Origin of the sequence: Vibrio sp. D54, assembly GCF_021728075.1 — a bacterium.
In the GTDB taxonomy this organism is placed as follows: Bacteria; Pseudomonadota; Gammaproteobacteria; order Enterobacterales; family Vibrionaceae; genus Vibrio; species Vibrio alginolyticus.
In genome coordinates this window covers 122,946-135,445 of the sequence record NZ_JAKKCS010000014.1, presented here as the reverse complement: position 1 = coordinate 135,445, position 12,500 = coordinate 122,946, and the positions used below count along the sequence as shown (strand labels likewise).

Here is a 12,500-nt window from a genome sequence, read left to right as displayed (position 1 = left end):
GAACGAGAATTAAAAAAACAGCTTTCCAGATTAAAGAATTTGCTTGGCGACCATAGCGTTTTGGACCCACCTGATTTCCATGCCGAACTCAGAAGTGAAACGAAATAGCGCCGATGGTAGTGTGGGGTTTCCCCATGTGAGAGTAGGACATCGCCAGGCTTTAGTTTTATTTTCACTTTTTCGAAAAGTGAAGACAAAAGCGGACACTTGCTTATCAAAGCGAGTGATGCCACTGCGGAGTGGTAGTTCAGTTGGTTAGAATACCGGCCTGTCACGCCGGGGGTCGCGGGTTCGAGTCCCGTCCACTCCGCCACTTATTTGAGCGTCGTCTCAATAAACACGAATTACAGGGGTGTAGCTCCAATTGGCAGAGCAGCGGATTCCAAATCCGCGTGTTGGGAGTTCGAATCTCTCCACCCCTGCCATACTCTAAAGCCTCAGCAGTAATGCTGGGGCTTTTTTGCATCTGAAGAAAAGAGAATCTGACTAGTTGGAGAGCTGTCGATTCCTCTGATACCAAAGTATCGGGGGATTGAAAGTTCATATCTCCGGGATATTGGTCCACTTCACCTATCCCCCATGTTCATAACCTCTGGCTTAGGTCAGGGGCTCTTTTATTCCTAACGTATAGTTTCGGCGTCAGGTGTATGTTTATCCAACGAATATGGCATACCTTTGCTTCAGATAGTTTTATTTTCTAGTAATGTAATTATTAAATGTTGATGTATCGCTTTGCTCTTTCTGTTTTACCTTCGAATTTTCATAACGCTTTTTCTTCGTTATCGAGCACATCTGATTCACAATCTATTGAAAGGTCAGTGGTTACATTGGCTTGGATGATTACTGACTTGGTTCCTGTTATCATCATGCATTGATGCTAATAATTAGGAAGTAAGTTTATGCCACATTTTCGATTCCGTGCTGTAGAGCCACAAGCTGTTCAGGCATTATCAAAACCTCTTACGGATGAACTTCAGCCTCTAATGGACTGTCCGCGTGAGGATTTTACTTTTGAGTATATCTACACTACGTTTTTCAATGAGGGTGAGGTGAGTGCTGCATATCCTTTTGTCGAAGTGCTTTGGTTCGACCGTGGCCAGGAAGTGCAAGATGAAGTTGCCAAGCTTATTACGCAACAAGTGCGCGGTATCGCTGGTGCCGATATTGATGTTGCAGTTATCTTTTCCGCCTTATCTCCTAAAGCTTATTACGATAATGGCGAACACTACTAAAGGTTAAAGGCTATGAGGCTGAGTTTCATTGTAACTTTGGGTTTATGTTTCTCAGCTTCAGTATGTTCTACTCCTTGGGAGTCTGCGGTTAATCCTACCCGAAACTCTTCCTCCTCTATTGGTAGTTATGCTAACGGTTGTTTAGATGGTGCATTACCCTTGCCTCTCGATGGCGTTGGTTATCAAGTCTTACGTAGTAAAACGAAGCGCTACTATGGGCACCCTAAAACGATAGAGTTTATTGAAAATCTGGCGCTTAAAGCTCATCAAAATCTCAACACCACTCTGTTGATTGGTGATTTATCTTTACCTAGAGGTGGAAGGTTCTCCTCTGGTCATTCTAGTCATCAAACTGGGTTAGATATCGATATCTGGTTAAGACTTGCTGACCAACCGCTTTCTTATAACGAATTACAACTTCCTAAGCCCATGAGTGTGGTGGATTTAAAAGGTTATTCCATACTTAATCATCGCTGGGAAGAACGACACTTTAAACTAATTCGGTACGCTTCAAAAAGTAAGGATGTTGCACGAATTTTTGTACATCCTGTTATTAAGGAGCAACTTTGCTTGCAAGAAAATGGCAAAGATCGTTCTTGGTTACGTAAAGTGCGTCCATGGTGGGGGCATCATTACCACTTTCACGTCAGGTTGTCTTGTCCTGATTCGAGCGACTATTGTGTTGATCAATCACCACCTCCAGTAGGCGATGGCTGCGGTGCTGAGCTTGCAAGTTGGGCCCCGAAAGCGAAACCTATTGATATCCCTCCACGGGTAAAAACAACCTCTAAGCCCAAACGAAAAAAAGTCGTTCCACCTCAATGCTTGCCGCTTATCAATCCTAATTAGTGTTACTCTCCAGGTTTATCTGTACTTGGTGATCTCTTTTATGAAACTGGAGAAACATCATACTTTTGTCTACATTGAATAATACCAATACAAAAACTAACCCAATTAGTTTTGGGGACATATTATAGAAATCTAAATTAAACAAAGAGTTGTAGTATGGGTAAGTTGTAACTTCTTTGTTTAGAAAAAGATCTTTCGTCACGATACTCTGGTTTCTTAGCAATATGTCTGTCAGTTGGCTAAAAAGCGATAACAACGCAGACAAGTGTGTAAGGCAGGGATATGCCCTTTTCCTGTTAGAAGAGTAAATCAAGGACAAAACCATGACTATGATTTGTGCAAAAGAATTTGCAGAGTGGTTAAGACACAGATTTAGCAGTGATACTAAAGGAGTCTCTTTGACTCGAGAGGATGTGAATCACCTGACTGGGCGTCAACGCCTTGATCCGGGTTTTGTTAATGATGTGCATTATGAGCTGATGCAATATGGGATGGCTTTCGTTACTGATACGAGCCGAGAAAACTTTTATTTAATACCTGTTTCTCAAGCGGAAAATTGGCGTGAGAGACTAGAGTATCATTTTGAAAAAGAGCTATTCTGCAATATTATCCCTATTGAAAAATCAGGTTGAGAAAAGGTTCAACTTTGATGCCAAAGTTGAACCTAATTGCTCTTATGCTAACCCTTGAATAATCACGAATTTTTCAAGCAACTGCTCTTCAGTTTCGACATGGTTCGGATCAGTGATTATGCATTTTGTAATTGGACACACTGACTGACAGGTCGGCTTTTCGTAATGCCCCTTACACTCTGTACATAGCGTTGGATCAATTTCGAAAATGCTCTCTCCCATACTGATTGCCCCATTGGGGCATTCGGGATCACACATGTCGCAGTTGATGCATTTGTCAGTAATGAGCAAGGCCATGATTACTTACCAGTCGGGTTACGGGTGTCCTGCCCTGAGTTCAAGTTACGCATCAATAGACCGTATTCTAAATCTAGATCTGCTGGTACTGGAATGAAGACGAAGTGACCGTTTCCTTTGGCGTCTTCAATAGACTCTGACTTGCGGTTTTCCATTGTCTCTAGCGTGAAAACAATATTGCCTTTTGGCGTCATTAGTTCAAGGCTATCACCGACAAGAAACTTATTTTTTACTTCTACTTCAGCCATGTCACCACGACGTTTGCCAGTGAATTCACCAACAAACTGTTGAGCATCAGAGACTGAGTAACCGTAATCGTAGTTTTGGTAAGTATCGTGTGTATGACGGCGTAGGAAGCCTTCAGTGTAGCCACGGTGAGCTAGGCTTTCTAGTGTACCCATTAGGCTTTCATCGAATGGTCGACCTGCTACAGCATCATCAATCGCTTTACGATAAACTTGAGCGGTACGTGCGCAGTAGTAGAACGATTTAGTACGACCTTCAATTTTCAATGAGTGAACACCCATCTTAGTTAAGCGTTCAACGTGCTGAACCGCTCGTAGGTCTTTAGAGTTCATGATGTAAGTACCATGCTCATCTTCGTAAGCCGCCATTTTTTCTTCTGGACGGTGCGCTTCAGAAAGCAGAACGACTTCATCTGTTGGTTTGCCGCGACCAATTGTGGTTTCAGGGCGCTCGTCTTGTACTTCGACAGGCTGTGCTTCAGTCGGGTCGAATTTCTCTACGATGTCACCAGCGTCGTTTTCTTTACCCTCTTCAACTTTGTATTCCCAGCGGCATGCGTTAGTGCAAGTGCCTTGGTTAGGGTCACGTTTGTTGATATAGCCAGAAAGTAGGCAACGACCTGAGTAAGCCATGCATAATGCACCGTGAACGAATACTTCAAGCTCAGTTTCAGGGCAATGCTCACGAATTTCTTCGATTTCTTCTAGAGACAGCTCGCGAGAAACGATCACACGTTCCACGCCATTCGCTGCCCAGAACTTAACGGTCGCCCAGTTTACAGCGTTTGCTTGTACAGAAAGGTGAATTGGCATTTCTGGGAAAGCTTCACGAACCATCATAATTAGGCCTGGATCTGACATGATCAATGCGTCAGGACCCATCTCTACGATTGGCTTAAGATCACGGATGAACGTTTTTAGCTTCGAGTTATGTGGTTGAATGTTACATACCACATAAAGCTTTTTGCCTAGGGCGTGGGCTTCATCGATACCGATTTTTAGGTTCTCGTGGTTAAACTCGTTGTTACGTACGCGAAGGCTGTAGCGAGGTTGGCCAGCGTAAACTGCATCTGCCCCGTAGGCGAATGCGTAACGCATGTTTTTCAGGCTGCCCGCTGGAGATAGTAGCTCAGGCACGAATGCTTTCTCAGTTGTCATTGCTCAATTCTCTTTTATCTGATCACAAGTCAGGCCAATTCCACCTAATGGAAATGGGGCGCAAATTTTACGTCAAAATGTGAACTGTGACTAGGGTAATTGTGCTTCAGATAGAAAAACGCCCTCAAAAAAAGTGAGGGCGTTATGGTTAACCTTTATACAATATTATGCGTTAGGATTCGCTAAGCCGCCTAGCGCATCGTATAAGTTGGGAAGGAAAGCACTGAACTCTCCACACATTAGAGAGAAGTCTGCATCAAATCGAGCTGCTTGATCTTCACGTGGAATATCATCGTTTTGATCTTTCAATTCATCAGAGAATTTTAGACGTTTGATGCCTGCATCTTCCGTCATAATGAACTCAATACGATCTTGCCAATTAAGCGCAAGTTTTGTCACGACTTTATCCGCAGCGATGTGGTTGCGGATTTCATCAGTGGTTAGCTCTTGCTTCTTACAGCGAATCACACCACCTTCTTCAAGTACGGATTTTAGCTCAGCTTCGTCCATCATGCTGATACCTTGAGGTGTGTCACCGCTTTTCACCCACTCGGTTAGCGTAGTTTCAATCGCCACTTCTGGAATAGCAGGAACAACAGGTAAACTACCCATGGTTTTACGAAGCAATGCTAATACATCTTCTGCTTTTTTATAGCTGCTTGCATCAACAAGGATAAAACCTTCTTTTGGCATGATGAGCACGTGAGTGTGGCTGCTGCGGCTGAATGCGCGCGGCAGTAAATCCATTACGATGTCATCTTTCAGGTTGTCTTTCTCTTTCTTCTTCAGAGGACGACCTTCTTGCGCTTCCATTGCTTCTACTTTTGCATTCAATGATTCTTTGATCACAGAGGCAGGTAGCATTTTCTCTTCTTTCTTGGCGCAAATCAGAATGCGGTTTTCTGACACGTGAGTCATCATATCGCCATGTCTACCCATTGCACTGACCCAGCCAAATTTCTGTTTGTCTTGACTGCCACACGGGGTGAATCGGAATTCAGACAGCTGAGTTTCTAGTTGTTCGGCGTTAAAAGTAACCTCGCGGTTAACGCGGTATACCAGACAGTTTTTAAACCACATAAATCTTCTCTAGGCTTGATGACAAGGGACTAATCATAGGGAATTTTTGTGCTGATGTCTTAATAGAAATGAAAAATATCCGAATGAACCTCAAAAGAAAGTTATATGAAAATTTGTTTTCAAAGGTCACAAAAGTGTCATAATTGGTAGTGATAATGCTTATGCAAAGAGAGGCGCTTTGTCTCTTAAATTCATTAGCTCAACGAACATAAGGTTACTCAATTATGTCTAGAAGGATTCTGGTTGTTGAAGACGAAGCTCCTATTCGCGAAATGCTGTGCTTCGTACTTGAGCAGAAAGGTTACCAAGCGGTAGAAGCGGAAGATTACGATACTGCAGTAACCAAACTGGCTGAACCCTTCCCTGATTTAGTTTTACTGGATTGGATGTTACCAGGCGGTAGTGGCATTAACTTCATCAAACATATGAAGCGAGAGGAATTAACGCGCAACATTCCAGTTGTGATGCTTACCGCTCGTGGTGAAGAAGAAGATAAAGTGCGCGGTTTAGAAGTCGGTGCGGATGACTACATTACTAAGCCATTCTCTCCTAAAGAGTTGGTTGCACGCCTAAAAGCGGTGATTCGTCGCGTTACCCCTACTGCACTAGAAGATGTAATTGATGTACAGGGATTGAAGCTTGACCCTGTATCGCACCGTGTTACGGCTAATGATGCGCCATTAGACATGGGTCCAACAGAATTTAAGATGCTTCATTTTTTCATGACGCATCAAGAACGCGTATACAGCCGTGAGCAGCTATTAAACAATGTTTGGGGCACTAACGTGTATGTCGAAGACCGTACGGTCGATGTTCACATTCGCCGCCTGCGTAAAGCATTGGAAGCTGCAGGGCATGATAAGCTGATCCAAACGGTTCGTGGTGCTGGATACCGCTTCTCGACGAAGGCATAAATTAACACGCAGCTTATCGGTACCATTTCTGGAGTTATGAGTGGTTGAAAGATTAACGTGGAAAAAGCTGGCCTGGGAGCTGGCTTTTTTTTACACCCCATGGGTGATAGTAGGTTGGATATTCGGTTATATGCCGTGGTTGCTTTTGGCTGCTACGGCATTGCAGCTTGTGTGGCATTTGCATAACCAAGTACGTTTATCTTCTTGGTTATGGGATGAAAAACGCCTCACGCCACCATCTGGTAGTGGTAACTGGGAATCTTTGTTCAATGGGTTGTATCGCTTACAACAGCGCCAACGCCGCAAACGAAAAGAGCTTACTAATCTTATTCGTCGATTCAGAAATGGTGCAGAATCGCTACCCGATGCGGTAGTGGTATTCCGTGCTGAAGGCAATATTGTTTGGTGCAACAAGCTGGCTCAGCACTTACTGGGCTTCCATTGGCCAGAAGATTCAGGTCAACCTATCTCGAATCTCATTCGTACACCTGATTTTATCAAGTACCTCAACAAGAAAGACTTCTCAGAGCCATTAGAAATGCGTTCACCACTCAACGTCGAACGCATGCTGGAATTACGTATCGTACCGTATACCGAGGGTGAGCACTTGATGGTAGTGCGTGATGTGAGCCAATTAAAACAACTTGAGGGAATGCGTCGCAACTTCTTCGCCAACGTATCTCATGAACTGCGTACACCAATGACGGTGCTACAAGGTTATTTGGAGATGACTGAAGACCCTGATATGGTCGTGGGTCCAATGTGGAGCAAAGCTCATGGTGTCATGACGGAGCAGCTTAACCGCATGAACAGTTTGGTGAACCAACTACTGACACTATCTAAAATTGAAGCGGCACCTATGCATGAGCTTGAGGAAGTCGTGAATGTGCCTGCGATGCTTGAAGTGCTAGAAAAAGAGGCGGTTAGCCTTAGTGGGGACAACCAACATAAATTGAAATTTGATGTTGATGCTAGCCTACGCGTGTTGGGCGATGATGACCAGTTACGTAGTGCTATCTCTAACCTCGTTTATAATGCCGTCAAATACACACCGCCTGGTGCGAACATTAATGTTCGTTGGTTCCAGACCTCTCAAGGCGCATGCTTAGAGGTGGAAGATAGTGGTGATGGTATTGAACCTCAGCACCTCCATCGACTTACTGAGCGTTTTTATCGAGTGGATAAAGCAAGATCACGTGATACTGGTGGAAGTGGTTTAGGGCTAGCCATTGTAAAACACGCGCTGAGTCACCATGACTCTCATTTAGAAATTCACAGTGAAGTAGGTGTGGGCAGTAAGTTTTCTTTCGTATTGCCTGAGCGTTTGGTGGTGAAATAATGGCTTTACGATTGGCAAAAACATTCAGTTTATTCGCGCTTGTTTGTTCTTTTATGGCTGCCGCTCAAGATAAACCATTGCCTACTTATCATAAAACGACGGGGATTGTCGGGAACTTGCTCTCTGTTGGCTCCGATACACTTGCGGGTATGACAACGCTTTGGGTTGAAGAGTTTAAATCCATTTACCCGAATATTAATGCGCAAGTCCAAGCGTCTGGCTCTTCTACTGCCCCTCCAGCATTGACCGAACAAACAGCTCAGTTTGGTCCCATGAGCCGCCCTATGCGTTTAAGAGAGGTTGAAGCGTTTGAACGTGAACATGGCTACAAGCCAACTGCGCTCAGGGTCGCCATCGATGCAATCGGTATTTTTGTTCATCAAGATAATCCAATTCAAGGGCTTAACTTTAGTCAGTTAGATGCTTTGTTTTCTGCCACGCTACGCTGTGGTGAAAGTCAATTTGTCACAAACTGGCAGCAACTCGGTCTTGAATCACAGTGGGCAAAGCGAAACGTCCAGTTGTTTGGTCGTAACTCCGTTTCTGGAACTTACGGTTACTTCAAAAGCAATGCCTTGTGTGGCGGCGATTTCAAGACCCGAGTTAACGAGCAGCCAGGCTCCGCGTCAGTTGTGCAAGCTGTAGCGTCAACCATCAGTGGAATTGGTTATTCCGGTGTCGGTTATCGAGTGGCAGGCGTGCGCTTAGTCCCTGTGGCTAAAATGGGAAATGACTACGTGACTCCAACGCGAGAATATATTGTTAGTGGTAAGTACCCACTATCACGTTACTTATATGTTTACGTGAATAAGCACCCTGATTACCCATTAACACCAATTGAAGCTGAGTTTATTCGCTTTATCTTTTCTGCTCAGGGACAAGCGTTGGTTGAGAAAGATGGTTATGTGCCCATTACGGCAGACTTTGCAGAAGAAGAGTTAAAAAAAGTCGGCCTGTAAGCCGACTTTTTATTTAGGTATGGACAGTACGAGATCAGAAAGTGAGTGTCCACTTCGCGCTGTCCCAACGTTCTTGTTCTTCCTGTAAATCCGCGTGAAGTAATTTATTGTTTTCTAGCCATGCTTCATCTGTGCATGTGAGAATCCATTCGTCATTTTTGATAGATAAGGTGATATCAGGCAATGGATCTTCATTACGCTGCCCATTTAATACGATAGAAAGTCGTAATATTTTGATGAGGCTTATAACGTCACTCTGTTTATAGAGGTTGAAATCTGGTAGTTCTTGCAATTTGAGCGCTTTACGCTGGAAGCGAGCTAATGTTGCAAGCACTAATTGCTGCTCACGGTTGAAGCCTTGTAGGGTGGAGTGCAACAGAATATAAAAAGAGTGGCGATGGAAACTACGCAAGTTAATACTTAATCCGACTTCATGAAGCAACGCTGCCCACTCTAGTAAGTCAAATAACTCACTCTTTTTCTTAATGCCTAGTTCAGAGCGTACCTGACATAACATCTCACGTGCATGCCCCTTAACACGAGCGGCATGCTCTAAGTCGACCCGGTGCTTGTTGGCTAAATTTTCTGTGGTGCGCATGCGAATATCGGAGCGCGCAAAACGCTCTTCCATTTCGTACAACAGGCCTTCGCGCAGAGCACCATCGGAGAAAAACATCTGCTCAATGCGAAGCGCTTTGAAAATCGCGGACAAAATCGCTACGCCTGCTGCGAATACGGGTTTACGTTCTTCTGTTAGACCAGTCAGTTCAATATCTTCAATTGAATCAAATTTACACAGAGTTTCGATAAGTGTATCCAGTCGACTCGCTGTGATCAGGCCATCTTCAAAACCTAATCCTACTAGCACTTCTTGAATCGCTTTGATGGTTCCTGATGAGCCGAGAGCAATATCCCAGCCCTTTTTACGATATGTTGAGGCGATGGACTCGAGTTTTTGTTCGGCCGCTAACATCGCCTTACTGAAGTTTTTGCCTGACAGTTTGCCGTTTTTAAAGTATTGCTCTGTAAAACTGACGCATCCCATCTGTTTACTGTTGAGAAGCTCAGGCTCAAATTCTTGTCCAATGATCATCTCGGTACTGCCGCCTCCGATATCGATGACTAGTTTGGAGTTGGATTCTACTTGAGTGTGCGCGACACCTAAGTAAATCAGGCGGGCTTCTTCTTCTCCAGGGATAATTTCTATTGGGAAAGGCATCACTTCTTTTGCACGCTCGATGAAAAGGTGGGCATTTTTAGCGCGTCTTAGTGTGTGTGTGGCGGCGATACGTACATTTGACTCATCAAGCCCTTGCAACCTTTCAGCGAACATGGCTAAGCATTCTAGCGCACGCTCCATTGCGGCGTGACTTAAGTTCAATTCACTGTCGAGTCCTGATGCTAAGCGAACACGTTGTTTATGACGACTAACCAGTTGTAGGTCACTGCCGACAACTTTGGCCACCACCATATGGAAACTGTTTGAGCCGAGGTCTATCGCGGCAATGTAGCGAGTATCTTGTTCAAGTATTTGAGGCATCTGAATTTTGTTTTCTAGTTTGCTTTTCTATATTTTTAAGATAGTCATAGATAGCGATTTGAGAGCGAACTTTTTTGCGATTACCTCGTGGTACGTAAGCGTTACTCATTTCTTTATCTATTAAACGAGCCTTTACTGTATCGGTAAAATGGATATTCGTTATATCAATAATTCTCTGTTTCAAACGTGGATCACGGACTGGTACAGCTACTTCGATACGGTGATCAATATTTCTTGTCATCCAGTCTGCGGAGGAGATATAAACTTGCGGATCGCCATCATTGTGGGTGATCACCACGCGAGGGTGCTCAAGAAAGCGGTCAACAATACTGATGATGCGAATATTGTCGCTGATCCCCTCAATGCCCGGTACTAATGAGCACATGCCTCGAATGATCATGTTTATTTTTACACCGGAAGTACTTGCTCCATAAAGCTTATTGACGATGCCTTTATCGACTAGGTTATTGACCTTGATCGTAAGAGCGGCTTTTTTCCCTAGCTTGGCATTCGCAATTTCATTATCGATTAAGCGGTAGATTTGGGTTCGAGAATTACGAGGAGATACCATAAGGTGATTGAACTTCACTGGTCGGTATGGATTCTCAATGTAACCGAAGACATTACGGACTTCATTAGTGATCTCTTGATCTGCCGTAAGCAGGGAGAAGTCGGTATAAATTCGTGCCGTCTTCTCATGGAAGTTGCCTGTGCCGATGTGTGCGTAGCGAATAATTTCTTCACCTTCGCGGCGGCTAATCATCAGTAGCTTTGAGTGAATCTTAAGACCAGGCGCACCAAAGATGACGTGCACACCCGCTTCGGTTAATACTTTTGACCATTCGATATTGGCTTCTTCATCAAAGCGAGCTTGCAGTTCGACGACCACAGTGACATTTTTGCCGTTGTGCACTGCATCAATTAAAGAGTTCATCAAGCGAGAATCTTTCGCGACGCGATAAATGTTAATCTTGATACTAAGTACTTTGGGATCGAAGGAGGCTTGGCGCACTAACTCACTAATGTGGTCAAAAGTGTGGTAGGGATAATAGAGCAGAATATCTTTCGCTTTAATCGCGTCAAAGCTGTTGGCATAACCTTCGAAATCGGCACATTTCATTGGCGGGAGAGGTTTATTTTCAAGATACTCTCGTCCAACATTTGGAAAGCCGATGAAGTCTTTAAAGTTGTGATAGCGTCCGCCGGGGATAAGGTTATCGTAGTTAGAGATATTAAGTTTGTTACACAGAAACTCTAACATTTGAGGCGGCATATCGCGTTCGTAGACGAAGCGAACGGGCTTTGCTGTCAGTCGCTGATTGACACCCTCTGACATTTGTTCAAGCAAGCTGTACTCGATTTCATTGCGTAAATCGTATTCAGCGTCACGCGTCATTTTCATCGCATAGCCGCTAAGATCATCATAATCAAAAAAGCCTTTGAACAGCTCGTCCAAACAGTGGCGGATAATATTATCAAGTAAGATGATGGTTTTTCGACGCTTTCCTTTCTGTTCTGGTACCATCACAAAGCGGGGAAGGTGATCGGTCGGAATTTCGATCAGAGCGTACTGGTAATGTTCTTCTTTACGCAGTTCTACGGCGATGTAAGCGTACTCGTCTTTGAGAAATTGCAGAACATCGATCTCGTCTTTCATTAGGAGGGGAGTGATATGCGGCATTACCTCTCTACGGAAGTATTTCGCGATCCACTTTTGTTGCGATTCATCCAGTTGCTGTTCGTTGACCAAGAAAATGCGACGTCGCGCCATTTCTCGAATCAATTCGCTGTAAAGCTCATCAAATTGTTCGTTAAGCTTTAGTGCTTTCGACTGCATTTTGGTTAACAGTCGTTTAGGGCTATCACTGCCACCGCGCTCTTGGCTGATTAGGATTCTGCGCTTCACGTCCGCAAAGCGTACTTTGTAAAATTCATCTAAATTGTTGGAAAAGATCCCAAGAAAGCGAATACGTTCGATCAAAGGGACGGTTTTATCGGCAGCTTCTTGTAATACTCGTTCGTTGAAAGACAACCAACTCAGTTCTTTTTCTATATATAGTTTTTCTGCGCTCATAACCTTACCTAGCCAAAAGTGAAGTAATACGTACTCATCTTGGAAAAATGGATGAGTGAGAACATTATGAGATTTTCATTACAGATTTATTTCATACCACGCATTGCATAAGAGTTGTATTCTTTTCAGGTGTTTAATGTGATCTGTAATATAATTGTCATCTTAACGACATATTCTAGTA

Annotated in this window: 11 protein-coding genes, 2 tRNA genes and 1 rRNA gene; 9 read left to right on the top strand and 5 right to left on the bottom strand. The window is 43.9% G+C overall.

Going from position 1 to position 12,500, the window contains the following annotated elements:
• Positions 1-42: 42 nt before the first annotated feature.
• The 6 genes from rrf to L3V37_RS17545 all read left to right on the top strand — a co-directional run bounded on the left by rrf (position 43) and on the right by L3V37_RS17545 (position 2,713).
• Positions 43-159 (top strand): 5S ribosomal RNA (gene rrf, locus L3V37_RS17570).
• 77 nt (positions 160-236) lie between these two features.
• A tRNA-Asp gene (locus L3V37_RS17565) sits at positions 237-313 on the top strand.
• Positions 314-348: 35 nt separating this feature from the next.
• Positions 349-425, top strand: a tRNA-Trp gene (locus L3V37_RS17560).
• A gap of 474 nt (positions 426-899) precedes the next feature.
• On the top strand, positions 900-1,232 hold the full coding sequence (locus tag L3V37_RS17555; protein ID WP_005381768.1) for a DUF1904 domain-containing protein: 333 nt from the start codon (positions 900-902) through the stop codon (positions 1,230-1,232).
• 12 nt (positions 1,233-1,244) lie between these two features.
• The gene (mepA, locus tag L3V37_RS17550; RefSeq protein ID WP_033905786.1) at positions 1,245-2,081 is read left to right on the top strand and encodes a penicillin-insensitive murein endopeptidase; all 837 of its coding nucleotides are present in this window, start codon (positions 1,245-1,247) and stop codon (positions 2,079-2,081) included.
• A 323-nt stretch (positions 2,082-2,404) separates the two neighbouring features.
• Complete coding sequence (locus tag L3V37_RS17545) at positions 2,405-2,713, top strand: hypothetical protein (protein ID WP_005381765.1); 309 nt, start codon at positions 2,405-2,407, stop codon at positions 2,711-2,713.
• A gap of 42 nt (positions 2,714-2,755) precedes the next feature.
• Here L3V37_RS17545 and L3V37_RS17540 read toward each other — a convergent pair whose 3' ends face one another.
• From L3V37_RS17540 to rdgC, 3 genes are all read right to left on the bottom strand, one after another.
• Entirely contained in the window at positions 2,756-3,010 is a 255-nt protein-coding gene (locus L3V37_RS17540) for a YfhL family 4Fe-4S dicluster ferredoxin (protein WP_237306684.1), read from the bottom strand.
• 2 nt (positions 3,011-3,012) lie between these two features.
• The gene (gene yegQ / locus L3V37_RS17535; protein WP_237306683.1) at positions 3,013-4,413 is read right to left on the bottom strand and encodes a tRNA 5-hydroxyuridine modification protein YegQ; all 1,401 of its coding nucleotides are present in this window, start codon (positions 4,411-4,413) and stop codon (positions 3,013-3,015) included.
• A 165-nt stretch (positions 4,414-4,578) separates the two neighbouring features.
• Entirely contained in the window at positions 4,579-5,493 is a 915-nt protein-coding gene (gene rdgC, locus L3V37_RS17530) for a recombination-associated protein RdgC (RefSeq protein WP_171342987.1), read from the bottom strand.
• A 224-nt stretch (positions 5,494-5,717) separates the two neighbouring features.
• On the opposite strand from rdgC, the gene phoB reads away from it, so the two are divergent.
• Genes phoB through L3V37_RS17515 form a run of 3 tightly spaced genes read left to right on the top strand, consistent with a single transcriptional unit; the run spans position 5,718 to position 8,705 of the window.
• Positions 5,718-6,407 carry a phosphate regulon transcriptional regulator PhoB gene (gene phoB / locus L3V37_RS17525; protein ID WP_005381752.1) on the top strand — a complete coding sequence of 230 codons (690 nt, stop codon included), beginning with the start codon at positions 5,718-5,720 and terminating at the stop codon, positions 6,405-6,407.
• A gap of 40 nt (positions 6,408-6,447) precedes the next feature.
• On the top strand, positions 6,448-7,746 hold the full coding sequence (phoR, locus tag L3V37_RS17520) for a phosphate regulon sensor histidine kinase PhoR (protein WP_005383667.1): 1,299 nt from the start codon (positions 6,448-6,450) through the stop codon (positions 7,744-7,746).
• Positions 7,746-8,705, top strand: a complete 960-nt coding sequence (locus L3V37_RS17515) for a PstS family phosphate ABC transporter substrate-binding protein (protein WP_237306682.1) — start codon at positions 7,746-7,748, stop codon at positions 8,703-8,705. Before phoR ends, L3V37_RS17515 begins: the two co-directional genes overlap by 1 nt.
• 34 nt (positions 8,706-8,739) lie before the next feature.
• On the opposite strand, the gene ppx is transcribed toward L3V37_RS17515, so the two are convergent.
• Together ppx and ppk1 are read right to left on the bottom strand one after the other, a co-directional pair.
• On the bottom strand, positions 8,740-10,245 hold the full coding sequence (gene ppx / locus L3V37_RS17510) for an exopolyphosphatase (protein ID WP_005381749.1): 1,506 nt from the start codon (positions 10,243-10,245) through the stop codon (positions 8,740-8,742).
• Positions 10,229-12,319, bottom strand: a complete 2,091-nt coding sequence (gene ppk1, locus L3V37_RS17505; protein ID WP_237306681.1) for a polyphosphate kinase 1 — start codon at positions 12,317-12,319, stop codon at positions 10,229-10,231. Before ppk1 ends, ppx begins: the two co-directional genes overlap by 17 nt.
• Between the last annotated feature and the right edge of the window lie 181 nt (positions 12,320-12,500).